Raw genomic sequence first — 24,676 nt, forward strand, 5'->3', positions numbered from 1 at the left:
TGATAATTGATCCCCGTTCCAGTGCGAACCAGGATCATGAGCGTCATCGACAGCTGGCAGGAATTCGCCGCATCGGCCGCAAGGCAGGCCAGCAATCTGCATGTGGCCTCGGTCAGCGACAAGGTGCGCGAACTGCACGAGCGCATTCACCAACGCTACCCCGCGATCGCGCGCATCGCCGTGGCACTGTACGACCCGGAGATGCGTCGACTCAAGACCTTCGTCGCCAGCAACGACCCGGGGATCTCGCCGCTGCACGGCTACGAGTGCCCGATCGACAGCGTCCCGTCGCTCCTGGCGATCGCAGACAGCGGACAGGCGCGAGTCCTCAACGACCTCAGCAAGCTGCCGCACAGCGAGGCCACGCACTCACGCTGGCTACACCATGAAGGTTTCCTGTCCAGCCTCACGCTGCCGATCCGGCGCAGCGACCAGCTGCTCGGTTTTCTTTTCTTCGACGCGCGCGAACGCGACGTCTTCACCGATCCCGTGGTCGCCGACCTGCTGCTCTACGGCCATCTCATCGGCATGATCGTGACGCAGGAACTCGCCACCGTGCAGATGCTCGTCGGCGGCCTGCGGCTGGCGAGCCAGTTCGCCCATGTGCGTGACCTGGAAACCGGCGCCCACCTCGACCGCATGGCGCGCTATTCCCGGATCATTGCCCGCGAAATCGGGCCTTCGCACGGCAAGACGGACGATTACGCGGAACACATCTTCCTGTTTTCCGCGCTGCACGACATCGGCAAGGTCGGCGTACCCGACCGCATCCTCCTGAAGCCCGGCAAGCTCGACGACACCGAACGCCAGGAGATGCGCCAGCACGTCATCGTCGGGCTGCAGATGGCCGAACGCCTGATCAACGACTTCGGCCTCGCATCCTTGTCGAACATCGACATGCTGCGCAACATCGTTGCCGCCCACCACGAGCGCATGGACGGCAGCGGCTATCCGCACGGCCTCGCGGGCGAGGCCATCCCGCTCGAAGCCCGCATCGTCGCCACCGCCGACGTCTTCGATGCGCTCGCCTGCGCACGCAGCTACAAACCCGCCTGGACGCTCGCCAACGCCTTCCAGGAAATCGAACGCATCGCGGGCACCCAGCTCTATGCTCCTGCGGTACAGGCCCTGCTCGACTGCCGCACGGAAGTCGAAGCCATCTATCAGCGCTTTCAGGACGCCATCCTTACGCTATAATCCGGCCCGCGCCGGCATAGCTCAGTTGGTAGAGCAACCGCCTTGTAAGCGGTAGGTCATCTGTTCGAGTCAGATTGTCGGCACCAATCAAAACAAGGGCTTACAGCAACTGGTTCCGGTCCGAGCAAGCAAGTTATTGTTCATGGTTCCGTTGATGGTTCCTTTCTCGACCTTCCTACTCCCTTCCGTGGCGAGGGTCGCAGCCAGTCCGTTGGCTTGAGTGACGAAGTGATTGCCTGTTTAGAAGAGCAATCCATCAAATTTATTGCTCTAACAATAAGCGCCACTTATCACGATCACCGATCCCGCAGGGCGGCACTTTGCCAACATGGCGCTGGAATCCTGCGTAAAGCACATCGGACGTCACCATGGCATCGTTAAGGCTGGAACCTCATTGAGGCATAAACTCAGCGCCAAGAGGGGTGATTCCGCCAGCAGTGCAGATGTCTGTAGGGCCTCGACGGGCGCGTTACGTGAGGCGCCCCTCCAATCGGCCAAACTAGGCAATCGGGCAAATCTCTGAAATTGTTGTGTCGAAGTTCCGTGCCGGGGCGCAACTCAATCAGCGCTGGAAATCGTCCGCAGGCTCGATCAACTCGGGGCCCTCCGCGCGCGGGTTCCCGACGGCTCGGCCGACGGGATACGCTTCCATAAGCGCCGGCGGAAATTCTCCGGCAAGTTCGCACACGAGATCCGCGTCGACAAGCTGTGGGTCGAGCCAGGCCGCGTAATCTGCGGGCTGGATGATGACCGGCATCCGATCATGTATCGGACGCACTGACTCGTTTGCTGCCGTGGTCAGAATTGCGAATGTCAAAAGATCTCCCTCCGGGCCACGCCACCGCTCCAGCAGCCCCGCGAACCCGAAGCACTGCAAGGCAGCCGGGCGGACGAAGTACGGTTGTTTGTGGCCTGCGACCGCCTGCCATTCGTAAAAACCTGAGGCGGGCACCAGCACGCGCGAGTGCTTGAACGCGTGGCGAAACATCGGCTTCGCTGCGGCGGTCTCCAGTTTCGCATTGATGGGATGCACCACGGCCGCAGGCTCCTTGACCCAACTCGGCAAAAGCCCCCAACGCGCGAGTACCAGTTCGCGCGTGCCGTCTGGCCGAGCGCGCACTACTGGTGGAGTTTGCGTAGGCGCGATATTGAAGGGATTCCACAGATCGTGGGGCATCTGGTCGAAGTCATCCACTTCCACGTCGAATTGCATCGCAATCCGCGACGTCGGACCATACAGCGCATATCTGCCACACATCGCGCACATCCTCCGGTTGGCGACCTGCACAGCCTACACCCGGCGAGCCGTGTATCGGGTGTGAGTGATGGGTAGCGTGGGCAGGAGTCGTCCGAATGGCTCAAGGCCGCCCGGCAAGCCCTCTTTCCGAGACGTGGAGCCGCTGTCGAGGTCGTGCGCAGGGCGTTCTTCCGTGCAGCCTCGAAGCCTGCCGTTCACTCGCCAGCTCTTCGGAGTCGGTAACCGACAGCCGCGACCGATGCGGCGGGGACAGCGCGCCCACGCGCCTCTCAACCGTGCGTACATGGCGCCGGTGGTGACGGCATCGCAGCCGCGGACACCGGTAGTGTTGATCGGACTGTCCGGCCCTGTGATCATCCAGATCGACCATGTTGATCACCGACGGCAGGCGGCCACAACCGGCTGTTCGTGGTCCGCTCTGAATTTTCCACGCTCGACCTTTCGTGAGCGACCGGTTTACGGCGGCGAACTTGAACCCCGCTTTGGCGCTACCCGGCCAGGACCTGCCGGTGACGATTCTGCCGTTAAGCCGACATTAAAGTGGATCTCGGGCCCGTAAGCCGCCGTTCGCCCGACAGAGGCGGCTTCCGCCAATAGCGAGCTTCTCTGTGAGTGCTCCAGACTCTGGCCATCGCCTTCCTGAGGTCTCGGTCCGGCGAGGAACGGTCAGTGAGAGTTGCCGCGTCTAGCGGGCCTTCCACATCGATATAAGGTATGCTGTTCGCGTTTGTAGCGTCGCCCGTTTCTGCGATCTGTTGCTCGGCGCGAGAAGCGTCACCTATGGTGCTAAGTGCCCATCTTCGCAGAAGGCAGAAGGCTTGTGCGATTCGATGTTATCGAACACTGCCCATACTATGCGGTAATGCAGGCTCCCTAGAGCAAATTTGGGCCTCACACGAGAATCGAGAGGAAGCGCAAATGCAGCTAAGACACTCGTCAGTCAAACGCGGTGGCGTAACATCCTCGTACTGGTCTGGTGGCACCCAGGACGTCTCCGGGCAGACCGGCGCCGAGGGCCTTCGGTTCAGCTTCATGTTTCCGTCCAAGGGCGGTGGGGATACGCAAGTCCAGCTGAGCGTAGGTCTTGAAGACTTACGAGTTCTACTCAAACAACTCTCCGCAGAGCACCCAGACTTTGCGCAGACCCTCGCTGAATGCACGCAAGTTGCTGTTTCGGCGCTGCTTAAGTCAAAAAAATCCGGTTAAGTTCAATCCGGTCACGCAAGTTAGGCAGCACGTGCAACGACGCCCAACACCTCCATCGGGCTTCGCTCATGTCGAATGTTGGGCGTCACGTGATACGTTATCTTCCTTACAACGACCATGAAAAGCAAAGAGCCGTTTGCCTTTCCTCTTCCGGGATTCAGTCATCAAGAAAGCCGCGTTCTGCGGCAACTTGTTGTCTGGGCCGATGAGTACCTTCGCAAGAAGGCGGCAACAAAGTCGCGATACATTGTGCCGCCCACGACGGAACAATGCACGAAGCATTTCCACGTATCGCACAATGAAATGATGACCTTGCTCAATCGGCTTGAGCGTGACGGTCTGGTAAGTAAGGAGCGCAGGCTATCTGCTGGCCTATCGGGCAACGGATTCGACGGCTCTCTTCATTCATCGGTGCTGCCAACGATGAAGGCTCGAGACCTTGTTGCGCGCAGTCCGAAGTGAGCGGTCAGTGGTCGTCTCGCTCAACCCCTCCAGCGAGCGGACGTTCAACACCCGGCTTCGCCGTCTGCTGTCCGCCGCGCATGGCAAATGGTTATAGTTAACGAAGACTATGTCTGACTTCCTAGATCAACTGAATAAGAACTCGGGAGCCTTGAGTGCTGTGTTCTCGGGAGTGGTAACTGTTGCAACTGTCATTTATGCGTGGCTCACCGCGAAGCTTGTTCAAGAAACGCGAAAAATGCGTCAAGTCCAGACTGAGCCACGGATTCAGGTGACGTATCGGGTGAGCGAGCACTGGATAAACTTCTTGGACATCTCGGTTCGAAACATTGGCCTCGGGCCGGCGCACAACATTCAACTCAGTGTTCGCGGCGAAACCGATGTGCCTGGTACTACCGAACTGATTGATCGCTTGTTGAAGCTGTCACCGTTTCAGAAGGGACTGGCGTACCTCGGCCCCAATGAGGAGTACTTGTCGTTTTGGACGAGTCTAGTGGACGGGCACGCTTCCAAAGTTGACAGCCGTCTGCTCGTCGACGCCTCCTATCGATCGGTTACAGGCGTCTCATATCAGCATACGTGCGTAATCGACCTTTCTGACCTCAAAGGAAGCAGTCGTCTTGGAGAACCCCCCCTCATGAAGATTGCGAAGCACGTTGAGGCGATGGCAAAGGACGTGCATAACGTTACGACGGGGTTCAAGAAGGCAAAGGTCGACGTCTACTCCAAGGCGGACCGGGAGGAGGAACGTGCAAAGCTGGACGAGCGGCTGAAGGCTGTGCGAAAGGCCCAGGAGTGAGCTCTGACAAGTCGATCGAGAGGGACATGCTATCCACGGGCTTCGCCCGCCCGCTGACCGCCGGTCATCTCCATTCGCGAGGCGCCGCCATCGTCCTCCACCGATCTTTGTATTGGTTTCGCTGATGATATCAAACGAACTGGGTCGTCGTTATGAGCGACTGCTATTCCTGAGTGGCCCTTTGGCTTTAGTGGCGCTCGTGGTCTTGCTTGTTGCCTTTGCCTCGACAACGCAGAACGAACGCGTTCTTGCCAAATGTCTTGAAGTCGCAATCAATACTCTTAATGACAACAGGGATATTTTAGATACTCATTGGACCACTTATGTGCAAGAGAGGAAGAAATCGAAGTACTTCGCAAACAGTTACAAGCACGAACTTACTACGCTTTGGATATTGCCGGGAGTATCCTCAGGATGTCACGCGCAAGTTAAGCCTCTGTTGGACCAAGGCGCCGAAACATCTCCTGAAAAACTGATTGCAGATTTTAGTTCGCGAGTCAGTCAGCTCCGTGCCACCCCGCTTGAGTTTCGGGGCATCGAAATTCCTGAAAAAGCCGATCTTCCTATTCTCGGAACGAACGTCAAAATCCGTCTCGAATCGCTTACGGCCTTGCTTCAAGTAAGCCTTGCCCCCGTACTCGTCATATGGCTGGGAAGCTTGTACAACACCCGCTACCGTGAGTCGCTGCTTGTCGGAAAAGTTAATGACATCGCTGCGGTTTTTCCACATTTGATCAACGTCTATCCGGCGGTTGACATCCCCACTCTCCGAAAGCGTAGCCGGCTTGCCTACTGGATTCCTTCAGCCAAAAGTATTCCTATTGTATATAGCCTAACAAGAATGGGCCTAATCGTCTTCGTTATCTCCCCTGCGATTGGATGCTACGTGGCGAGCTTGTTTTTGCTTCCGATCGAGGGAATAGCGTGGCTTTCCATTTGTAGCGGGGCATTAGTCGTCATTTTTTCTCTTTCCGTCGTGCTGGTTGAGCTTCTTCCTTGGCACGCAATGAAGATATTCCCTGGAGTGGTGAGGAGATGATGCCCGACTCTTCATTTCACTGGACCTGCACAAAAGGCCTCGCGGCTCGGTGAGTTCAACCATTGAAGGGCCGCTTTCCTGCAACTCGTTCGACCGCTGTGGGTCGGCTGCACTCGATGGCGTAGGGCAGCTTTCGGGAGGAGAAACCTCAGCGACCGGCTTCCGGCCGTGAACTAAGAAAGTTGCTCGTCGCGTCTCAACCCGAAGCTGCCCTAAGTGCTATCGCAAAGCGGACCCTCAACGTTTGAGTTAGGCATCAGTCGAGAAGCTCGGTTACTTGCTGACCAAAGTTGCTAGGCGATTCGACACCTTCTCCGCCAGCTCTCTTAGCCCCTGTTCGTTGGGCAAGTACTGGATGTGTCGAATATGCCGAAGGTCGAATGGGATGTCGGATTCGTGCTGTGCTACTAGGATGACGTCTTGGCCCATGGTGTGTGCAATCCCGGCCTCGTAGAACACGTTGGCGTTCTTGCCGGTCAGGTCGCAGATCACGGCCCGGGCAGTGCCGATGAGCTTCACCACATCTTGGATGATTACGTCGTCATCCCAGATATTGTCGGCACGCAAACATCGCATGCCGGCTGCGTCGACTCCGGCTTTAATCGCGGAATGAACGCCGTTGAACTCCGCACTGAACGGCATCATCACCGCTACGAGCTTTGGATCAACTGGCGCTTCCGGCAGCTTGAACATGGTCGGTTTGATGCGACCGATGCCTTCCGTGAACAGCACGCGGAACAAGTCGGCGTCCTTGACTGCCCAGTGATTTGTGCGGAAGTCATCGAAGAACCGTTTGCTAATGACAAAGTGAAGCGGCGCCGCGAGCGACTCAAGCACCGAGTTGGCGATCGGTGGGACATTGACATCGAGCTCGTACTCGATTTGGTAATCTACCGCCCCCCGCCTGATCTTGGTGACCTTGCCTACTCTTGCCATCACGGGGAAGTCCGGATCGCTGCTTGACTCGTTCGTGATGATGGTAGGCAGCGCCATCAAGGCGGCGGCGTCAAGCACATCACCTGGAGCGTATCGGTCCTCCAGATCCTTGTCCGTGTATTGGAAAACCCGGTTATGTGGCAGCGTCAATGAGCCGCGTGGCGCGGCGACGTCCATTCCAGTCACTAAAAGATTGAACATCAACTCCCCGCTAAATTGCGTGCTTTCTGATGCCTAATGTCTGAACTCACCGGCCTTTGGCTTCATGCGCAAGGTCCGGTGACATGATGGTTTGGGCTGCAGCATCGGGACCCTTGAACGCCGAAGATGCCAACCGAGCGGACTCGATAAGCGAGGCAGCGTAAGAACTGGCAGCATCGACGTACCGAAGAAATGCCTCGCGCCCCACAACAACTGGATCTCCGACTTTCAATTGAAGCCACGGGCATAGCTGAAGTAGCCGCACGTCGGCAACTCCTGCCCGATGGACGATTACGTTCCGCACTGCTGCCAATTCAGAAAGGGCGCGCCGCTGATCCTCTGTGACTTGAGGGCGAATGCCAAAAGGCTTAAGGAGGCATTCGAAGCGTCCAGCGCCTGGCTTTAGTGCGGCAGCAAGCTCTCGTTCAAGGATTCCAACGAGGTACCGCATCTTGTCTTCACCATCAAAGCTCTCATACTCAGTAATACGGACACGGACGTTGTTGAATTCCGGAACAAGGCGGGCAGCAGGATACGCAAATAGCCATCGAACCAAGAAGTCACGAAATGCTGCTTCCAGTGCCCCCCAAATCAAGACTGATGCTGCGCTGTGTAGAAGCGGCAAATCTGCGGCCACCTCTTCAGCCGCCAAGACTTCGAGTTCCTGCATCTTCTGGACGGACTCGGGTGGCTTGCGAAGCACCTCAGTTAGGCGAGCCGCGCCGTTCATTTGCCGAAGAGCCGCGCCAGTAACCCAAACGAGCTTAAGAATTTGCTCGCGACGTCGCAAGAATATCTCCTCGAACGGCTCGAACTCGTATTCTGTGTTTATTGAGGTCGATTCAGAAGTCATGTCATCAAGCGGCCCAACTGCATTTTTCTGGCGACAGCTCTGCTGGGCAACGTGGGCACTGCTCCATAACATCGTAGACGCAGCGTTGGCGAAAGTCACTTGGCGCAGGTGATTTCTCAGCAAACAGGGTGCATCGGAGCCGTCATAACAATCCGTGAAAAGCGACACGGTCAACTGCGCGTGTTAAGCATAGCACGTGCGCCGTTCGGGGGCCCGCTTTCGGGGGTTAGACGCGCCTGACTGCTTCTGGCCGACTGCACGAGTCCGGGAACGGCCGCTTCGTAGATCTGAAACTCACAAATCTGGTGCCTGCCCGTGCGGCCCCTTTGGAGCAATCCGAGGAACCGCTTGGGGTCGGGCCCGGCCCGTCGGACACGGATGCAGCTGCCATTCGACCTAAGTTGGGGGCTGATCGGCAGGTCTCGGTGCAGGGCGAACGCTGAGTCCCTGCCAGATGGCGTCCTTCGGCGTTACACTTCAACTCCACTTTCAATCAGAGATTGGGGCGAAGTAAGTTGATGCATGAGATGAGCAACTCAACTCATGCAAACAGGCGAGGGAAAGGCTGAAGAAAAATTTTCGTCAGAAAACCACTGCAACACAAAGATGGCGACCCACATGAAGCGCTGGTCTATCGCAGAAACACGAGACTTGGTTGAAGCGCGGTTTGGGCGGGCTCATCGTGATCAAGTTACGCCGAGCCTTAATTCGCTCGCTGACCGTCTCAGTCATGCTCAATACCATTACGAGGAGATCGAACGCCTCCTAAACCATTTTTCTGAATTGCATCTCTGCACAAAGCCGCTCATAGCAGTGATCTACGACGAAGATGAGAGTGGTCGTGTTGATTTTGAGCTATTAATGATCGCAGTCGCAGCACACGCGACAGCCTGCGTTTTATCCCTTCACGCCATTTCCGATATCGCCGCGAATGCGACTTATCACGCGCTCGGATATAGTCTTCGGGAAAACGCGATGCCGGAACGCGACATTTCAGCAGCATCAGTTCAGCGGAGCTTTAAAGACGTCCCCGGGCACGCACCTATTGCTGAAGTGTTTTCAAGAATGCAAAGCGACCCCTCTTATAATATAATTTCGGCTCTTGCAAACAAGAGTAAGCATCAAAGCATCGTAAAACCTCTCCTGAACGAAGACTGGACTGGTTCGCGGCCACAACGACATGAGTTTCGTTTCTCGGCATTTAAATACGCAGGAAGAGAAATTCCAGAGAAAACATTTAATTCTGTCTTAGAGCCGGCCTTTGAGTTGTCAAATCGGACGGTGATCGAGATTGGGAATTTTTTAAATGAAATATTGGCAGACCGAACGCGCTGAGGAATATTCATAATAGATTGCAAGCAGCAAGCACGAAAAATCTATGAGATATGCGTAATCAGCGCCAAGCAGCACAGAAAGTTATCTTACCGTGAGGTGCTCGACCATCTCGGCTATGGAAACCGAGTTCAAGGGCATTCAATTAGATATGGGCTTGAGCTTATTTGGATTGGCTGCGCGCATTCTAAGTTGCCGATTTTGACTTCGATTATTGTTACCCAAGCGACAGGAGCGCCAAATGCAAACGGGTATTCTGTTGCAGATTGGGAAAGAGATGCGCAGGAGGTCTTTAGCCAAAACGAGTGGCCAAGCGTTGAAGAGATTGACTGGAATTACGTTTGGAAAAATCGGGTTGATCTGTCTGACGCTCATGGAACCAGAGGCTACTGAAAAAGAAGCTGACGGTGTGAAGAGCGACAGGTCGTCTTCCCCTGTGTTTACTCAATGACTTCCAGCCGATAATCTACACCGAACGCCACCTTCGGCGAGACCGACTCGCCGGTCGCTTCGAATCGGGTGCGTCTTTCAGGATGGACCAGAAGGGACAGTGATAAGCAACGGTACCCGCGCACAGGCGCATACCGCACCTTTCCGTCCATGAAGCCGCCCGTATCGAGACAGCCGTAGAACTCACACGAGCTGTCGTATTGATTTCGTGAGTCGGCGCGAGAAAGCCAGGAGTTGTGTGTGTGCGAATCCAAGCACACGAAACGGGGACCAGAAGTATGACGCGATCGACGGACGTGGCCCCCACGCTGAGAACGGCTCACCCGAAGATCGATTCCGGATGGCGGCCACGTATTGCGTGGCTCGGGTAGGGAGCCCGCCAGACGTAACCGCCCTCCAGGTCGAACACGGGCGAGAGTTCGAGCGCTTGGTCAAAGTCACTTTTCGTAAGACCCGTGAGCAACCAGAAAGAGTTGACCGGCATGGCTAGGCGTTCAGGGTCGTCATCGAGCATCCAAGCGAGTTGTAGCAGCCAGTCGTCGGAATTCTCGCGCAGCTTAGCGTTCCACCCTCCTGGCGGCTCGATGATCAGTTCGTAGTCATCGAAGTTGGGGACGGGACGCGGCAATTTGCGGTGTGTGGCGGTCATGACTTGACTCCGGATTGGTGGCGGTGGGTGAGTGGCATGCATCCATGCGTATTGATGGAGCACCAGCACACGCTGTTGCATGGCGGTGCGCGAGTTGGCGTTCGCCGCGTGCGCCCTTGGCGCGGGAAGCGCGGGCTCGCCGTACGTTGTGGACGCGCATGGGTCATCGCGGCTGACCTTTCAGTGCGAGCATGTCCAGCATGTCGCGGTATTCGCGATCGATGTGGCGAAGCGCCTCGATGAGCGACGTTTTGTGAGGACGCAGACGCTCGATCCACTCATCGAGCAAGGCATCGTCGTCAGAGCGCATCTCGATGTTCGACCCGTCCTCGGTGAGGCGCATTTCCACTCCGACGTTTTCGGCCGCGCGCATCAGTTTGAAGATGTCGGACATGTCACGAGTTTTCATGGCATGCCCTTCCATGCGTCGCGGCTGCGCACCGGCAGCGGTGCATGCGTGGGCGTTGAGAGGGGCGGCGTGGCGGCCAGTTCAGTTCCTTCACATACCCGTTGATCCCCTTCGGCTATCTGATCCCCTTCGGCAACGGCGCGAGTTTTCGGACCGCTCCCGTCGCAGTCCAAAGGGTTCCATTGATCCCCTTCGCCGTTTCGGGTGTCGGATGGACTGCCGCGAAGCGGATCATTCATTCCTGTTCTTGTCGACCTTTGATCCCCTTCGGCGAAACCCGCATGGTTACTAGGTTTTATGGTGGTGGTATTACGAAGGGGATCATTACTTTCACTCTTATAGGAAGCATTGTTTTTGTGGGAGTCGTCGAATGGCAATTCCCATTCCCATCCGCCGTGCATCCCGCATTTCGCGGAACGGATACCGGCGATTTTCTTTGCGCGCTTGACGGTTGGTTGGGAAAACCCGGCTGCGGCGGCGCCATTCTCGATTTCCGTGGCGTTGCGCGCACCGTGGCGCAGTTGCATGAAGAGGAAGGCGACGGCCCGGGCAAGCGTTGCGCTATCAGGGACATCATCGCCAACTTTGCCATTGACCGCGTCGTCGGCGCGCGTTTCGCAGGGCCCATCCCACACCACCCGACTTGTCTCGATTCCGCCCGACATGACAGATTCGATGTGGTAGACGAATCCGCTCGTATCGAGACCGAGATTGTTTTTGATCGGGAGGAAGAGGCGACGCAACGGGGCGTCTGCATCCTTGAAGACGCCGTAGACAGCACGGGCTGCCGCCGTATAGCCGATTGAGTCGAGGACGCGGGTAAGCGCCTCGCGCGGTGCCCCCTCACCACCGCCTTTGTTGAAATGGCTCAAGCATATCAAAGCGAATTTCTTCTCGGCAGCCAAGGCAGCAAGCGGCGCGAGCAGTTTGCGCACGTCGGCGTTCTTGGCGTGATTGGTGTCGCCGCCATAGACAGAGAAGGGATCAAAGACGACGAATGCTACGTTGCCAATCTCATCGACTTTGGCGCGCAGCGCGTCGACGTCATGGCGCATGTCGGGCAACCGCTCAACCAACCTTCCACTGTCGTCGCAACCGGCGATCGTGCACTTCACGATGTGCACGCGATCAAGGTCCGCGCCAGCCGCCAGCAAGCGCGGAACGAGCGTGTCATCGGCATCGTCCTCGGCCGAAAAAATCAAGACATTCGCGGGTGCTGGAGGTCGCGTGCCATCGGGCCAGGCTCCACCCGTCGTTACGACAGCGGCAAGATAGATGATCAGTTGCGACTTGCCGAGTCCCGGCATTCCGGCAATGAGCGTCGTCTTTCCGCGTGGGATGTACTGGTGCCACAGCCAGTCGACCGGCTTCGGTATGACGGCGGAGGCTTGAACGCATTCCAGGCGTTGCGTTTGTTCGTTGCCTGACTGTCGGCTGCCCGTCGGATTGTGATGCATCTTCTGTTCCTTGCCGCCAATATTGCCGTCCTCGCGGTCCGGCTTTGCCTGCGCCCGTTCAAAGTCTTTGCGTAACCAACGTAGTCCAGCACCACACGACTGCGCTTCTAGCTCCAGCACCTTTTCACTGATGCCGTAGCGAGGGTCCGCGAAGATCGCCGTATGCAAGGCGAAGTCTCTGTAGCCGAACCCAATTAGCGAACGCATCACGCCGAAGATGGCTTCGCTGCGACTGCCGCGAGGTGTTCGAGCGCGGATCAGTTCCTTGGTGCGATCGGGAATGCGTAACTCATCGATGTCGATGTGCGGCAGTTCGACCGCACCGCACGTACCTACGTGTGCTTGTGCTGCCCGCTCTTGGAGCAGCGCGACGAGCCAGTCCGGTGCAGGCGGTACAGCGCCCCCGGCAAACAGTCGGTAGGGTGTGCCATTCGGATGGATGCTCGGAGGCGCAATGACATACCCGCCCTCGCACTTCACGTCGATGCCATCCGTGAGCACGCTGCAAGGCAACTCGATACCCTCGGGCAAGCGCAGGTAGATGTGCAGCCCGCCACCGCCACTCTCGACGACGTAATCGCGGGGCAGCGCGCCGTGTATCTCTTCCAGTGTGGCTAGCGATGCATCGCCTCCATTGCGTGGATCGACGTCGACGACGAGCAGCCCGGAGTCCTCGCCGGTGAGGATGGCAACATTCGCGTCTGGCCACTTTGTCCACCACCCGTCGATCTGCCCGCCGTCCATCGTGGCATCGCGGAAGCCGTGCGTCGTGAGCGGCGTCTTCGCTCCAGGAGCGCAAGGAAGAACCGGCCAACTGCGTCGTGCGTAGGCGAAGGCAGCGTCGCGCATCGACGAGGCGCAGACGATGGTGCTCATGCTGCCGCGTGCCCCGCGCGGCTTTCGGCGACCCGCTTCGCAAGCCATGCTTCGATTTCGCTTTCGAGCCAGCCGCTCGCTTTCGGCCCGATCTTCACGGGCGCTGGAAAAGCGCCTGCCTTGACATCGGCGTAGATCGCGCTGCGGGAGCGTCCGGTAAGCGTTTTGACTTGAGGCAGTCGTAGAACCCGATCCATTTTGTGTGCTCCAGGGTGAGGACGTGACAGACACAGTCTGGCCGGTCCAAGAAACTCTTTCAGTGACAAGAACTCTGAACGGGGAGTAGCTCTTTGAATGGGATACGGGGATGTCGCGCGGCGAACTGGGTAAGCTAGATAGCGCGGATTGCGCGAACATTGGCGGCGCTCCGCTGCCGGTGAATCCGGCGCACCGGCCTGCCGGGAGCTTTGCCATCTGGAGACGGCGCATCGAAGCGGCCCTTGCGATGGATGCCGCGATGCACGCGCGGGATGCGCACGGCGCGCGCACGCCTTCAAATCACGAAATCGCGGAGGATGTCGGCGCGAAATTGGGAATGAGTGCGCGTCACGTCAAGCGCGCCTATTCTGAATACGTGTTGGAGCCGAACGATCCGAATGGAGCGGCACGGCGCGATTGGCGAAGTCGCACGCGGACCTCTTCGGACTAAAAGGTGGCGCCCCGCAACTAGGTGTGCTGGCGCGATCGGCGCCATCCTGATGGTCGTGCGCGTAACGCTTCACCGCCCCCCCTCGACCCTTATGCCACTGTGGGATCGCGCGCGGCTCGCTGCCCAATCCGACCAATCTGGACGGCTTTTCAGTTTCCGGGCAGGGCTACATTGGCCGCCTGCTTCGAACGTGCTGACGGGCCTGCCAGGGGCCGACCGCGGCATTACCACCTACTCGGTACCGCTGCAATGACGTGAGTCGCCGGGTAGTGCAGCGTCTCCGTTTTGAAGTGAGCCGCAGGGCGCCATCTACCAGCACGGAGGGAGGCTGCGTGACTATGCTTTTAGCATACATTTCCCGCAATATTTTGCCCCACGGAGGAAGGGACCCATCCCGCCTTAGCCTTTTATGGGACCCGCTGAAGTTTGCCACCCCCCTTTTGCAGCGTCACCCCTGCCCTTCTTGCATCGCCCAACTTACGTTGCCGCGGGCGCCGTCACTGCCCGCACTTCGCCGAACACCTCGGCCTACAGCGGGAAACAGGAGGCCGAGCCTCAGGCAGCAGCTTCGCCCGACTGCGGGCGCGTCTCGTCTTGGTCTGCACCCATCGAGATCGGGACGACGTTATTTCCGAGCGCGATGCGGTCAAGTTCGTCCGCCCAAGCCTGAAGCGTCGTCGCCATTTCGCGCCGGTAGCTGTGCCGGTCGTATATGCCACCGATTGAGCGGTCCGCATGGTTCTGGATGCGCTCGACGACCGTTCTGTTGTAACCCATTGAAGCGAGATGGGTCGCGACAGCGCGGCGCAGGTCGTGCGGCGTCCAGTCCTGAACGGCCAGTCGTTTCGTCTCGTGGGTAAGCCAACGGGTGACGGCATGGTCCGTCGCGGATTTGCCGATCGGCCCATCCTTTCGTTCCTTGGCGCGCGTCGTGCCAGGAAACAGATAGGACGCGCCCTTGGCTGCCTCAATGCGCGCCTTGATGATTGCGAGCGCTTGTCTCGACAGCGGCACGACGTGCGTCTTGTGCGTCTTGGTCAAATGCGCTGGTTGCGTCCATTCGGCGGCCGTGAGGTCGATGTGCTCCACTGTCATCATACGAACCTCGCCTTGGCGTTGCCCGGTGAGCAGCATCAAGCGAAGGATGTCGCGCACATCGTCCCCAAACGGGGCCGCGGGAAGGGCGTTGAGGATAACCCGCAGCTCAGCGCGAGAGAGCGCTCGGTCGCGGGACGGCTCCACGACGCGCGAGTCCTTGATACGCACGGCTGGGTTCGCCGCCACGATGCCCCGCTCTTGAGCGAAATTGAACATCTTGCGAACGATGCTATGCGTACGGTTCGCCTGCACTCCCTTCCTGGGGGATGGGTTGCCGTCTTTGGTCTTCGCGCCAGCAGCCCGCGCCTTGATCCGGTCCATGAGCTCGATCACGTCGAGGCGAGTGATGGACTCAGCCTTGCGCCGCCCCCACGCCGGAATCACGTCTAGGTTCAGAATCCGCTCATCCTCGCGCCAAGACGCCTTTCGGGGCTTGGCGTAGTGGTCGATGTAGTACGTACACAGCTCTGAAACGGTCATCGCCTGCCGGTCGGCGACGATGCGCTGCCGCTTCGCAGCGCGTGCTTCCTTCTGCACCTCCGCCACGTCGACCGGATCGTCGCGGTTCTTGACTTGAGCCCGTTCCGTTTCGTACTTGGCGCGGGCTTCGGCCAATGACATGGCCGGATATTCCCCTAACCAGAGCCGCCGCCGCTTGTGCTCCAGGTCATAGATGAAGTACCAAGTTTTTTGGCCTGAAGGCAGAACGCGCAAGGCAAACCCCGGGCGGTTCTTGTCGCGGACCGCGTACTCCTTCTCACGAGGCCGGATCGCCCCAACTTGTTCGTCCGTATCCAGTTGCGGCCCGTCGGGCTTGTTCGATTTGGCGCTTCCCATGACGTCCCCTTGGCTCCGTGGTTCCGTTCATGGTTCCTATTTTAGCTGGCTGTCAGTGAATATTCTAGGATGATGATGGACGACGCATTGCACGAACAGAATATTTTTATTCGTTTAAACAACAACTTGTGAACATACTTTGGATTACCGTGGACGTCACTGGACGACGTAAATTGGCATGTGCGACCGCCTTGTAAGCGGTAGGTCATCTGTTCGAGTCAGATTGTCGGCACCATGAAATCACCTAAGCTAGCCACCGAAGGCTGGCTTTTTGGTTTACGAACCCACCCGCCACCGGCCGTTGATGTACGCCGGCGCGCGCCCGCACCGAAAATCAGAGCTTGTAGCCGATCTGCCGCAGCAACAGCTTGCGCGCGTCGATCTTCTGCTCGTCCTCGATCCCGAGGGGCGGATAACCGTCCACGACACCGATGATCCCGCGCCCCTGGCCCGTCTCCGCCAGCAGAACCTCGACCGGATTCGACGTCGCGCAGAAGATGCGGCACACCTCGGGCACCTGCTTGATCGCGTTGAGGACGTTGAGCGGATAGAAGCCCTCGCCCAGGAAGACGATGAAGCTGTGACCGGCGCCGATCGCATGCGCATTCGTCTGTGCCAGCAGAACCATGGCGTGATCCGTGCCCGACCAGCGGATCAGGCGGTCGCCGGACGCTTCGCAGAATGCGAGCCCGAAGCGGATGCCGGGCACCGCATTCACCAGTGCTTCGTGGATGTCCTCGACCGACTTGATGAAGTGCGTCTGGCCGAGGATGAAGTTGATCGGCTCCGGCTTGTCGATCCGTACGGGAATCAGGTTCATGACGTGTCCTCCGTGCGTCGCGCCGCTGAACCGCGCTGCGCTGCGACGTCCCCTGCGAGGGCGTCCGTGAGCGGCTGTCGATATCAACATAGCACGCGGATGGCCGAACACGGACAGGCGCGAGGAAGGCACGGGCGCGGCGGCCGGATATCCCCTCAATGCACAGGTGCGGACACGACCCTCACCGGTAGCCGGTTCCCCGCCAATGCCGCGGACTGGCGAGCGATCACCACAGCGACTGCGGCGAGCGTGGCGAGCACCCAGTCGAGGGACACGTAGCTCGCGACACGGCCGAGGATTACAGGCCCGAGCAGTCCGCCGAGTGCGCCGAGGCCGGCGATCAGGGCAAGCGCCTCGCCGCCCATCCGGCCGGCGATCGAAAAGATGACCGGGGCGGCGGCCGCGAGCCCCAGGCCGGTGACGGTGAAGGCGAGCAAGGCGACTGGCAGCTCGTGCAGCCACGCCGCCAGCGCAAGGGAGATCGCACATGCGATCGCGCCGGTGCGGACGATGCGCAGCGCACCGTGGCGTGTGACGAGTCCGTCCGAAAGGAAGCGCCCTACCGCCATTGCGCCCGAAAAGAGCGCCAAGCCGATGCCCGACAGGCTCTCGCTCGCCTTCAGGCTCTGGTTGAGATACACCGACGCCCAGCCCATGACGCCGCTTTCGAGCACCGTGCACCAACAGAACAGCAGGCCCAGCCCGAGCCAGGACTCGGACGCGTGATGCACGGGAACGGGCGCGGCCGATCGGGCAGCTTCGACCTCGAGCGTTGCCGCAGCGGCCCGGTGGATCAGTGCGGCGGCGAGGCCGACCGCGGCCATGTGGAGCGGCAGGCTGACGGCGAGCGCCGCGAGCAGGCTGCTGATGAAGGCCGACAGCACGCTGCCGATGAAGAAGGTCGCATGCAGGCGACCCATCATGCGTGTGTCGCGCTGCAGCTCCCACTGCGCCGCTTGCTGGTTGATGGCGACGCTGACGCCGTTGTAGATCACGCCCTGCGCGAAGAGTCCCGCGAGCAGGCCCGGGAGTCCGGGCAGCCAGGGAATCGCCGCCAGCACGATGCCGCCGACCGTGCCGAATCGGTGCAGCATCACGCGGCTGCCCCAACGCGCCAGCAGCCAGCGGTTGAGCGGATAGGCGAGCACGCCGCCGAGCCCGGTGGCGAACAGCGCCCAGCCCCATTCGGCATTGTCCAGCTTCCAGCGGTGGTAGAACTCGGGCTGGCGCGTCATCAGGACGCTGCCGACGCCGCCCAGCACTGCAAAACCGGTCACCAGCGCCCACAAGGGGCCGGCGGGGAACTTCAGCATGATGTCCTCGTGGCGGGGAAGTACGGCCGAAACGGAGGTTCGAATCGAGTCGCCGCAGGAAGAGGCGGATTGCGTCGAAGCCGGCCTCGCGTTCGAGCAGACCCGCATGGAGCCGAACATCGGCGGCTGCGAGCGGCTCGGAAAATAGCGGGGCCATCGCATGACAGGCAGTCACGATGGCTTGCGTAGCGAGGGATGGAATCCCGCCACCGCAACGCATCACGCAGTGGTCGTGCGCGGCGAGGCCCCGCGGGACTTCATTCCGCCCTGCGATCCGTCAGTGCAGCGCGTTGGTGCGCGCCGGCTCGGCGAAGGTGATCGGCGGCGCGTCGGCGCCGGGGATGCGGCCTGCGCCCTTGCCCGGGGCGCGGCGTGCGAAGGCCTTGCCCGTTTCGTCGAACAGGTGGCAGTGCTCCGGCGGAAGTGAGTAGCCGACCGTCTCGCCGGCCGCGATATCCGAACGGCGCGAATTGCGCACGACCCACGGGTCGCCGAGCTTGCCGCTGTCGAGGTAGTGGTAGGTCTCGTTGCCCATGTGCTCGACGAACAGCACGTCGGCGAGATAAGGCGCGTCGGCGACGGCACCCCACTCGATGTGCTCGGGGCGGATGCCCAGCTTCACCCTGGTCCCTTCGGCGCTCGCGGGCGTGGCGATCGGCACCGTCAGCGTCTTGCCGTGCCACAGCCGGACGATGCTTTCGGTATCGCCCGAGCCCACCAGCGTGCCGGGCAGCAGGTTCATTTTGGGCGAGCCGATGAACTGCGCGACGAACTCGTTCGCCGGATGGTCGTAGAGCTCCAGCGGCGAGCCCACCTGCTCGACGTTGCCGCGGTTGAGCACGACGATGCGCTGCGCCAGCGTCATCGCCTCGACCTGGTCGTGGGTCACGTAGATGATCGTCGACTTCAGGCGGCGGTGCAGCGCGGCGATCTCCATGCGCATCTGCACGCGCAACGCAGCGTCGAGGTTGGACAGCGGCTCGTCGAAGAGGAAGAGCTTGGGTTCGCGCGCGATCGCGCGGCCGATGGCGACGCGCTGGCGCTGGCCGCCGGAGAGGTCCTTGGGGCGGCGCGCGAGCAGCGGTTCGAGTTGCAGGATGCGCGCGCTCTCCTCCACCCGCCGCGTGATCTCGGCCTTGGGCATCTTCGCGAGCTGCAGGCCGAAGGCCATGTTCTCGTACACGCTCATGTGCGGGTAAAGCGCGTAGGACTGGAACACCATGCCGATGCCGCGCTCGGACGGCGTGTCGTCATTCACGCGAGTGCCGTCGATGTACATGTCGCCGCCCGAGATGTCCTCCAGGCCGGCGATCATGCGCAGCAGCGTGGATTTGCCGCAGCCCGACGGGCCGACGATGACGACGAATTCGCCGCTATTGACGTGAAGGTCGATGCCCTTGATGACCTGGGCCGATTCGCCGTAGCGCTTGTTGAGTTTGTCGAGAGTCAGTTGAGCCATGATCTTTGATCCTTGATGAGCGAGGCGGTCCAGGGCAGGCACGCCGGTTCTCGTGGGGCGGGAGGAGCTGAAAGCGCATGCCGCCATTCGGCCGCCCAGTAGCGGGATACGCCGCGCTCCTCCCGCCCTGCGGTCCCTTGCGATTGCATCGTCACTTCTCACCCCTTCACTGCGCCTGCCGTGAGTCCGCTGACGATGCGTTTCTGGAAGATCAGCACCAGCACGATGATCGGGATCGTCACGACCACCGACGCGGCCATGATGTGACCCCACGGCAGTTCGTACTGCGAGGCGCCCTGCAACATGCCGATGGCGACCGGCACGGTGCGGTTCTCGTTGGAGATGATGAAGGTCAGCGCGAACATGAACTCGTTCCACGCGCCGATGAAGGCGAGCAGCCCGGTCGTCGCCAGCGACGGCCCCATGATGGGCGCGAACACCCGGGTGATGATCACCCACAGGCTCGCGCCATCGACGATCGCGGCTTCCTCCAGCTCGACCGGCAGCGAGCGCATGAAGGTCGTCAGCACCCACACCGTGAAGGGCAGCGAGAAGGTCGTGTAGGACAGGATCAGCGAGCCGATCGAGTCGTACAGGCCGAGGAAGCGCACCAGCTCGAACATCCCCGACAGCACCGCGACCTGCGGGAACATCGACACGCACAGGATGGTGAAGAGGATGTACTTGCGGCCGCGGAAGCGCACGCGGGCGAGCGCGAAGGCCGCCGTGATCGACACCAGCAGGCAGATGCCGACCGTCACCGTCGCGACGATGAAGGAGTTCAGCAGGCTGCGCCCGACGCCGTTCTCACCCAATGCATTGACGTAGTTCTCCCAATGGAAGGTCGTCGGCAGATAGCTCGTCAGGAAGAGGTCCTGCCCGGTGCGCAGCGAGGTCAGGATCGCGTTGTAGAAGGGGAACACGCAGATCACGCTGACGACCAGGGCCGCCAAGTAGATCCAGAACTTCTTCCCCAGCTCTCTCTGTTGGCGTGTGAGTTTCATTCCCTGGCCTCCTTGCCTTCGTGGCTGAAGCGGTTGATCCACAGGAAGCACGCGGCGATGCCTGCGACCATCATGAACACCAGCACCGATGCGGCCGAGCCGACGCCCATCTCCTGGAAGGACACCATCTGTTCGCGGGCGTAGCCGGAGATCGAGATCGTCGCCTCGCTGTTCGAGGTCAGCACGTAGATCAGGTCGAACACGCGCAGCGCGTCCATCACGCGGAAAATCAGCGCGACGATCATCGCCGGCATGATCAGCGGCAGCGTGATGCGGCGGAAACGTTGCCACGCGCTGGCGCCATCGACGCGCGCCGCCTCGTAGAGGTCGGACGGGATCATCTGCAGCGCGGCGAGCAGCATCAGCGCCATGAAGGGCACCGTCTTCCACACGTCGGCGATCACCACCGCCCACATCGACAGCGTCGGTTCGGCGATCCACGCGAGCGGCGTCTCGATCAGGCCGACGCGCAGCAGCAGGTCGTTCACCACGCCGTACTGGTCGTGGAACATCCAGCCCCACATCTTCGCCGTGACGATGGTCGGGATCGCCCAGGGCACGAGGATCGCGGCGCGCACGAGGCCCTGGCCGCGGAACTTCTCGTTCATCAGCAGCGCGAGCAACATGCCGAAGAAAAGCTCCAGCGACACCGAGCAGGCCGTAAACCACAGCGTGTTGCCGACCGCCTGCCACCACAAGGGGTCGGCAAGCACGCCGAAGCGCTCGCCCTCGGCGAAGTCGAGGTAGTTGGCGAGCCCGACGAAGTTGTACTCCTCGGGGGTGTCCATGGCGGCGTCGGTGAAGCTGTAGAACAGCGTGCGCAGCAGCGGCCATCCGGCCACCGCGAACAGCAGGATCAGCGCCGGCGCGACCAGCAGCCACGCCGCGCGGGCACGGCGCTGCTGCAGGCTGCGTTTTCGGCCCTGCGCGCTCGCCGCAGGGGGCGGCACGACCGCGGCCGAAGGCGGCAGGGTCCGGGAATTGTGACTCATCGTTGTTTCCTCCTGAGGTTCGGCAAACTGCCGCGCTGGCCGGGTCGGATCCGTAGGGCGGGATGCGCTTCGGCTCCTCCCGCCCTACAGACATTCCGCCGCGTACCCTGAACCGCCGCGCGGTCGCGTCAAACCGATATCCCGCTTACTTCCACTCGCGGCCCTTGATGCGCTTGAGCTTGTCCTCGAGGTCCGCGACGGCGACCTCGCCCGTCGCCCGCCCGCTCAACACGTCGTAACCGGCGTTGAACATCGCTTTCGACACTTTCGGGAACTGCGAGCGCGTCGGGGTCGAGGGACGCGGCACGGCGTTCGCGAACACGTCCTTGAACTCCGCGAGATACGGCGCCCTGGCCTGCACTTCCGCGTCCTGGTAGGTATCGACGCGTGCGGGTGGAATGCCCAGCAGCATGAAGGCGCGTTTCTGCGTATCGGCTTCCGAGAGGATGCGCACCAGCTTCACGGCCGCATCGGGATTCTTCGAGTAGGTGCTCACGCCCCACTGCCAGCCGCCCAGCGTCGCGGCATGCAGGCCGTCCTCACCGCCCTTCGGTATCGGCAGCACGCCGACCTTGCCCTTGACCGGGCTGGTGGCGTCCTGCGTCAGCAGGTAGGCGTAGGGCCAGTTGCGCATGAAGAGCGCGTCGCCGTTCTGGAACACCGCGCGCGACTCCTCCTCCTGGTAGCCCATCACGCCCTTGGGCGCGATCGTGCCGACCCAGCTCGCGGCGGTGTTCAGCGCCTTGGCGGCCCTCGGGTTGTTGATCGTCACGTTGCCGGCCGGATCGACGAAGCTGCCGCCGTTGTAGGACGCGACCCACTCCAGCACGTCGCACGAGAGCCCCTCGTAGGCCTTGCCCTGGAACACGAAGCCCCAGAAGTTCTTGTTCCCGGCGGCCCGCTCGCCCTCCTGGACGGTCCTGGCGATGCGGGTCAGGTCTTCCCAGGTCCTGGGCGGCTGCTCCTTGTGCTTCGCGAGCAGGTCCTTGCGGTAGTACATCATCCCCGCGTCGACCTGGCCGGGCACGGCCTTGATGCGGCCGTTGACGATGTTGTTCTTCCAGTTGTTGGGGAAGAAGGCCGGCTCGAGGTCCTTCACCTTGTCGGTCAGGTCGAGCATGTGCTTGTCGAGCAGGCCGACCCAGATCACGTCGATCGACAGCACGTCGACCGCGCTGCCGTCCTTCGCGGCGAAGATCTGCTGGTACAGCGCGAGTTTTTCGTCGGAAGCCGCCGGCATCTCCACGAATTCGAGCTTGTGCGGCGTTTCCTTCTCGAAACGCTGCTTGATGTGCTCGCAGAAGGGCTTCATCGCCCCGGAGACGTTGCACGCCATCTTCAACGTGTCGGCATGCGCAGCGGGTAGTGCCCCGAACAGCAGTACGGCCAGGGCGGTAGGTAGCCGTTTTTTCATGATGATGTCTCCTCCGTAATCTTCAGTTTCGGTAGTGTGTGTTCGGTGCCGGATCAGCTCACGCGGTACACGCGTGCTTCATACGGGCGCAGCGTCAGCCGGCGGGTATCCGCGTGAGGGGCGACCTCGCCGTTCGCCAGCAGCAGGTCCGCATGCCGCAGCGCGAAGCCGTCATGCTCGACGCGCGCGTCCTTGCCCGACAGGTTCGCCATCACGACGATCTGCTCGCTGCCCAGCGTGCGCGTGTAGGCATAGACCTGCGCATCGTTCTCCAGCAGCAGCGCGTAGCGGCCATGCACCAGCGCCGGCTCGGCCTTGCGCAGGGCGATCAGGCGGCGGTAGAAGTTCAGGATCGAGCCGGAGTCGGCTTCCTGCTGCGCGACGTTGATCTGCGGGAAGTTGGGGTTCAGCTTCAGCCACGGCGTGCCGCGCGTGAAACCGGCGTTGGTCGTGGCGTCCCACTGCATCGGCGTGCGCGAGTTGTCACGCGAGGTCACCGCCAGCCCGGCGATGATGTCGTTGGCCGGCACGCCCTGCGCCCGCTGCAGCGCGTATTCGTTCTTCGCGAACACGTCGTTGAAGTCCTCGATGCGCTCGAAGCGGGTATTGGTCATCCCGATCTCCTGCCCCTGATAGATGAAGGGCGTGCCTTCCATCAGGAAATACATCGTCGCGAGCGAGGTCGCGCTCTCGCGCCAGTAGTGCCCGACGTCGCCCCACTTCGACACGATGCGCGGGATATCGTGGTTCTCGAGGAACAGCGCGTTCCAGCCGACCTGATGCAGCGTGCCCTGCCAGCGCGAGAAGACTTTCTTCAGCGCAACCACGTCCAGCGCCGCCGTCGGATCCTGCGCCCACAGGTGCAGGTGCTCGAACTGGAAGATCATGTCGAGGCGGTTGCGGTCCGAGCCCACCCAGTCGCACGCCTGCTCGGCCGACACCCCATTGGCCTCGCCCACCGTCATGATGTCGTAGTCGGCGAAGCTGTTCCGGCACAGGTCGTCCATGTAATCGAGCACGCCGTCGACGTTCATGTGCATCGGCAGGCAGGAGACGTGGTCGAGCCCTTCCGGGTTGGGCATGTCGGGCAGCCCGGCGACCTTCTTCATGTGGCTCACGGCGTCGAGACGGAAGCCGTCTATGCCCTTGTCCAGCCACCAACGCACCATGTCGTTGATCGCGGCGCGCACCTCCGGATTCTCCCAGTTGAGGTCCGGTTGCTTCGTCGAGAACAGGTGCAGGAAGTACTGGCCCGTGGTCTCGTCGTACTTCCACGCCGAGCCCTTGAAGATGCTTTCCCAGTTGTTCGGCTCGTCACCCGGCGTGCCGCCGCCTTTGCCAGCTTCACCGCCCTTGCCCTCGCGCCACACATACCAGTCGCGCCTGGGGTTGTCCTTCGATGAGCGCGACTCGACGAACCAGGGGTGCTCGTCGCTGGTGTGGTTCACCACCAGGTCAAGGATCAGGCGCATGCCGCGGGCGTGCACTTCCGCCAGCAGGCGGTCGAAGTCGGCCATCGTGCCGAACTCGTCCATGATCGCGTGGTAGTCGGCAATGTCGTAGCCGTTGTCGTCGTTGGGCGACTTGTACATCGGGCAGATCCAGATCACGTCGATGCCGAGCGACTTCAGGTAGTCGAGGCGCGCGGTGATGCCGTTGAGGTCGCCGATGCCGTCGCCGTTCGCGTCCATGAAGCTGCGCGGGTAGATCTGATACACCACTGCGTCGTGCCACCACTTCGTTTCCAAGTCTCTACTCCTCGCTTTGCGTTCCCCGCACGCCGCACGTGCCGGAAGTATCGAAAATCGGCTCTTGATGAATATTCCTGATGAAGCCATAAAATCATCCAAAGCGGTTTGGATCGTAATCCGAAGCGCTTTGGATGTAAACTGTTTTTGTCCGTAAGAACCCGCTCCCGAAAATTCGCTAGACTGCGGTCATAGCGCGGGCCGTCCGCAAACGGCCC

At 60.7% G+C, this 24,676-nt stretch carries 23 protein-coding genes and 1 tRNA gene; 9 read left to right on the forward strand and 15 right to left on the reverse strand.

The genetic code is table 11. The features are described 5' to 3' along the window. Positions 1 to 36 precede the first annotated feature (36 nt). On the forward strand, positions 37 to 1,197 hold the full coding sequence (locus F464_RS0116725) for an HD-GYP domain-containing protein (RefSeq protein ID WP_018990989.1): 1,161 nt from the start codon (positions 37 to 39) through the stop codon (positions 1,195 to 1,197). A gap of 10 nt (positions 1,198 to 1,207) precedes the next feature. Further along, positions 1,208 to 1,283, forward strand: a tRNA-Thr gene (locus F464_RS0116730). A 476-nt stretch (positions 1,284 to 1,759) separates the two neighbouring features. On the opposite strand, the gene F464_RS0116735 is transcribed toward F464_RS0116730, so the two are convergent. Next, complete coding sequence (locus tag F464_RS0116735) at positions 1,760 to 2,455, reverse strand: SOS response-associated peptidase (protein ID WP_018990990.1); 696 nt, start codon at positions 2,453 to 2,455, stop codon at positions 1,760 to 1,762. Between the two features lie 1,323 nt (positions 2,456 to 3,778). Between F464_RS0116735 and F464_RS31015 the strand changes: the two genes are divergently transcribed. From F464_RS31015 to F464_RS31020, 3 genes are all read left to right on the forward strand, one after another. Continuing rightward, complete coding sequence (locus F464_RS31015) at positions 3,779 to 4,123, forward strand: hypothetical protein (RefSeq protein ID WP_157353834.1); 345 nt, start codon at positions 3,779 to 3,781, stop codon at positions 4,121 to 4,123. Between the two features lie 283 nt (positions 4,124 to 4,406). Continuing rightward, positions 4,407 to 4,922: a hypothetical protein gene (locus tag F464_RS0116745; protein ID WP_157353836.1), complete on the forward strand. Its 516-nt coding sequence runs from the start codon at positions 4,407 to 4,409 to the stop codon at positions 4,920 to 4,922. A 124-nt stretch (positions 4,923 to 5,046) separates the two neighbouring features. Next, entirely contained in the window at positions 5,047 to 5,961 is a 915-nt protein-coding gene (locus tag F464_RS31020; RefSeq protein ID WP_157353838.1) for a hypothetical protein, read from the forward strand. A 273-nt stretch (positions 5,962 to 6,234) separates the two neighbouring features. Here F464_RS31020 and F464_RS0116755 read toward each other — a convergent pair whose 3' ends face one another. Together F464_RS0116755 and F464_RS31025 are read right to left on the reverse strand one after the other, a co-directional pair. After that, positions 6,235 to 7,098, reverse strand: coding sequence for a hypothetical protein (locus F464_RS0116755; protein WP_026296084.1), 864 nt, complete (start codon positions 7,096 to 7,098; stop codon positions 6,235 to 6,237). Between the two features lie 46 nt (positions 7,099 to 7,144). After that, the gene (locus F464_RS31025; protein ID WP_157353840.1) at positions 7,145 to 8,119 is read right to left on the reverse strand and encodes a hypothetical protein; all 975 of its coding nucleotides are present in this window, start codon (positions 8,117 to 8,119) and stop codon (positions 7,145 to 7,147) included. 375 nt (positions 8,120 to 8,494) lie between these two features. Between F464_RS31025 and F464_RS31030 the strand changes: the two genes are divergently transcribed. Both F464_RS31030 and F464_RS31035 read left to right on the forward strand, forming a co-directional pair. Then, positions 8,495 to 9,286, forward strand: coding sequence for a hypothetical protein (locus tag F464_RS31030; RefSeq protein ID WP_157353843.1), 792 nt, complete (start codon positions 8,495 to 8,497; stop codon positions 9,284 to 9,286). 238 nt (positions 9,287 to 9,524) lie between these two features. Further along, complete coding sequence (locus F464_RS31035; RefSeq protein ID WP_157353847.1) at positions 9,525 to 9,734, forward strand: hypothetical protein; 210 nt, start codon at positions 9,525 to 9,527, stop codon at positions 9,732 to 9,734. Positions 9,735 to 10,052: 318 nt separating this feature from the next. Here the strand turns inward: F464_RS31035 and F464_RS0116760 are convergent, their stop codons facing one another. The 4 genes from F464_RS0116760 to F464_RS0116775 form a co-directional block, all read right to left on the reverse strand. Then, complete coding sequence (locus F464_RS0116760) at positions 10,053 to 10,382, reverse strand: hypothetical protein (RefSeq protein ID WP_018990994.1); 330 nt, start codon at positions 10,380 to 10,382, stop codon at positions 10,053 to 10,055. 163 nt (positions 10,383 to 10,545) lie between these two features. Next, positions 10,546 to 10,791, reverse strand: a complete 246-nt coding sequence (locus F464_RS0116765; RefSeq protein WP_232428968.1) for a hypothetical protein — start codon at positions 10,789 to 10,791, stop codon at positions 10,546 to 10,548. Then, on the reverse strand, positions 10,788 to 13,124 hold the full coding sequence (locus F464_RS29995; RefSeq protein WP_018990996.1) for a bifunctional DNA primase/polymerase: 2,337 nt from the start codon (positions 13,122 to 13,124) through the stop codon (positions 10,788 to 10,790). Before F464_RS29995 ends, F464_RS0116765 begins: the two co-directional genes overlap by 4 nt. Further along, the gene (locus F464_RS0116775) at positions 13,121 to 13,321 is read right to left on the reverse strand and encodes a helix-turn-helix transcriptional regulator (RefSeq protein WP_018990997.1); all 201 of its coding nucleotides are present in this window, start codon (positions 13,319 to 13,321) and stop codon (positions 13,121 to 13,123) included. The genes F464_RS29995 and F464_RS0116775 overlap by 4 nt, the downstream gene beginning before the upstream one ends. 110 nt (positions 13,322 to 13,431) lie before the next feature. Between F464_RS0116775 and F464_RS0116780 the strand changes: the two genes are divergently transcribed. Then, entirely contained in the window at positions 13,432 to 13,773 is a 342-nt protein-coding gene (locus tag F464_RS0116780) for a hypothetical protein (RefSeq protein ID WP_018990998.1), read from the forward strand. Between the two features lie 555 nt (positions 13,774 to 14,328). On the opposite strand, the gene F464_RS0116785 is transcribed toward F464_RS0116780, so the two are convergent. From F464_RS0116785 to F464_RS0116800, 3 genes are all read right to left on the reverse strand, one after another. Continuing rightward, a complete protein-coding gene (locus F464_RS0116785; RefSeq protein WP_018990999.1) occupies positions 14,329 to 15,708 on the reverse strand; it encodes a tyrosine-type recombinase/integrase in 1,380 nt (459 codons plus the stop codon). Between the two features lie 334 nt (positions 15,709 to 16,042). Next, positions 16,043 to 16,528 (reverse strand): adenosine-specific kinase, encoded by a 486-nt coding sequence (locus F464_RS0116795; protein WP_018991000.1) that lies wholly within the window; start codon positions 16,526 to 16,528, stop codon positions 16,043 to 16,045. 155 nt (positions 16,529 to 16,683) lie between these two features. After that, entirely contained in the window at positions 16,684 to 17,841 is a 1,158-nt protein-coding gene (locus tag F464_RS0116800; protein WP_018991001.1) for an MFS transporter, read from the reverse strand. Between F464_RS0116800 and F464_RS31040 the strand changes: the two genes are divergently transcribed. Continuing rightward, a complete protein-coding gene (locus F464_RS31040; protein ID WP_018991002.1) occupies positions 17,840 to 17,989 on the forward strand; it encodes a hypothetical protein in 150 nt (49 codons plus the stop codon). The two genes, F464_RS0116800 and F464_RS31040, sit on opposite strands and share 2 nt — an antisense overlap. A 129-nt stretch (positions 17,990 to 18,118) precedes the next feature. Here F464_RS31040 and F464_RS0116810 read toward each other — a convergent pair whose 3' ends face one another. The 5 genes from F464_RS0116810 to F464_RS0116830 form a co-directional block, all read right to left on the reverse strand. Beyond that, positions 18,119 to 19,300 carry an ABC transporter ATP-binding protein gene (locus F464_RS0116810; RefSeq protein ID WP_018991003.1) on the reverse strand — a complete coding sequence of 394 codons (1,182 nt, stop codon included), beginning with the start codon at positions 19,298 to 19,300 and terminating at the stop codon, positions 18,119 to 18,121. A 158-nt stretch (positions 19,301 to 19,458) separates the two neighbouring features. Continuing rightward, positions 19,459 to 20,304 carry a carbohydrate ABC transporter permease gene (locus F464_RS0116815; protein WP_018991004.1) on the reverse strand — a complete coding sequence of 282 codons (846 nt, stop codon included), beginning with the start codon at positions 20,302 to 20,304 and terminating at the stop codon, positions 19,459 to 19,461. Continuing rightward, positions 20,301 to 21,296, reverse strand: coding sequence for a carbohydrate ABC transporter permease (locus tag F464_RS0116820; protein ID WP_018991005.1), 996 nt, complete (start codon positions 21,294 to 21,296; stop codon positions 20,301 to 20,303). Before F464_RS0116820 ends, F464_RS0116815 begins: the two co-directional genes overlap by 4 nt. Positions 21,297 to 21,441: 145 nt before the next feature. Further along, complete coding sequence (locus F464_RS0116825; RefSeq protein ID WP_018991006.1) at positions 21,442 to 22,710, reverse strand: ABC transporter substrate-binding protein; 1,269 nt, start codon at positions 22,708 to 22,710, stop codon at positions 21,442 to 21,444. Positions 22,711 to 22,763: 53 nt separating this feature from the next. Further along, on the reverse strand, positions 22,764 to 24,458 hold the full coding sequence (locus tag F464_RS0116830; RefSeq protein WP_018991007.1) for a glycoside hydrolase family 13 protein: 1,695 nt from the start codon (positions 24,456 to 24,458) through the stop codon (positions 22,764 to 22,766). Between the last annotated feature and the right edge of the window lie 218 nt (positions 24,459 to 24,676).

It is taken from the genome of Aromatoleum toluclasticum ATCC 700605 (assembly GCF_000378245.1).
Taxonomy (GTDB): Bacteria; Pseudomonadota; Gammaproteobacteria; order Burkholderiales; family Rhodocyclaceae; genus Aromatoleum; species Aromatoleum toluclasticum.

What these genes read in the sequence shown, in the direction of transcription:
- F464_RS0116725 (WP_018990989.1), top strand. Translation starts at nt 37, where the DNA reads ATGAGCGTCATCGACAGCTGGCAGGAATTCGCCGCATCGGCCGCAAGG.
- F464_RS0116735 (WP_018990990.1), bottom strand. Translation starts at nt 2,455, where the DNA reads ATGTGTGGCAGATATGCGCTGTATGGTCCGACGTCGCGGATTGCGATG.
- F464_RS31015 (WP_157353834.1), top strand. Translation starts at nt 3,779, where the DNA reads ATGAAAAGCAAAGAGCCGTTTGCCTTTCCTCTTCCGGGATTCAGTCAT.
- F464_RS31020 (WP_157353838.1), top strand. Translation starts at nt 5,047, where the DNA reads ATGATATCAAACGAACTGGGTCGTCGTTATGAGCGACTGCTATTCCTG.
- F464_RS0116755 (WP_026296084.1), bottom strand. Translation starts at nt 7,098, where the DNA reads ATGTTCAATCTTTTAGTGACTGGAATGGACGTCGCCGCGCCACGCGGC.
- F464_RS31030 (WP_157353843.1), top strand. Translation starts at nt 8,495, where the DNA reads ATGCAAACAGGCGAGGGAAAGGCTGAAGAAAAATTTTCGTCAGAAAAC.
- F464_RS31035 (WP_157353847.1), top strand. Translation starts at nt 9,525, where the DNA reads ATGCAAACGGGTATTCTGTTGCAGATTGGGAAAGAGATGCGCAGGAGG.
- F464_RS0116760 (WP_018990994.1), bottom strand. Translation starts at nt 10,382, where the DNA reads ATGACCGCCACACACCGCAAATTGCCGCGTCCCGTCCCCAACTTCGAT.
- F464_RS0116765 (WP_232428968.1), bottom strand. Translation starts at nt 10,791, where the DNA reads ATGAAAACTCGTGACATGTCCGACATCTTCAAACTGATGCGCGCGGCC.
- F464_RS29995 (WP_018990996.1), bottom strand. Translation starts at nt 13,124, where the DNA reads ATGAGCACCATCGTCTGCGCCTCGTCGATGCGCGACGCTGCCTTCGCC.
- F464_RS0116775 (WP_018990997.1), bottom strand. Translation starts at nt 13,321, where the DNA reads ATGGATCGGGTTCTACGACTGCCTCAAGTCAAAACGCTTACCGGACGC.
- F464_RS0116780 (WP_018990998.1), top strand. Translation starts at nt 13,432, where the DNA reads ATGTCGCGCGGCGAACTGGGTAAGCTAGATAGCGCGGATTGCGCGAAC.
- F464_RS0116785 (WP_018990999.1), bottom strand. Translation starts at nt 15,708, where the DNA reads ATGGGAAGCGCCAAATCGAACAAGCCCGACGGGCCGCAACTGGATACG.
- F464_RS0116795 (WP_018991000.1), bottom strand. Translation starts at nt 16,528, where the DNA reads ATGAACCTGATTCCCGTACGGATCGACAAGCCGGAGCCGATCAACTTC.
- F464_RS31040 (WP_018991002.1), top strand. Translation starts at nt 17,840, where the DNA reads ATGATGTCCTCGTGGCGGGGAAGTACGGCCGAAACGGAGGTTCGAATC.
- F464_RS0116800 (WP_018991001.1), bottom strand. Translation starts at nt 17,841, where the DNA reads ATGCTGAAGTTCCCCGCCGGCCCCTTGTGGGCGCTGGTGACCGGTTTT.
- F464_RS0116810 (WP_018991003.1), bottom strand. Translation starts at nt 19,300, where the DNA reads ATGGCTCAACTGACTCTCGACAAACTCAACAAGCGCTACGGCGAATCG.
- F464_RS0116815 (WP_018991004.1), bottom strand. Translation starts at nt 20,304, where the DNA reads ATGAAACTCACACGCCAACAGAGAGAGCTGGGGAAGAAGTTCTGGATC.
- F464_RS0116820 (WP_018991005.1), bottom strand. Translation starts at nt 21,296, where the DNA reads ATGAGTCACAATTCCCGGACCCTGCCGCCTTCGGCCGCGGTCGTGCCG.
- F464_RS0116825 (WP_018991006.1), bottom strand. Translation starts at nt 22,710, where the DNA reads ATGAAAAAACGGCTACCTACCGCCCTGGCCGTACTGCTGTTCGGGGCA.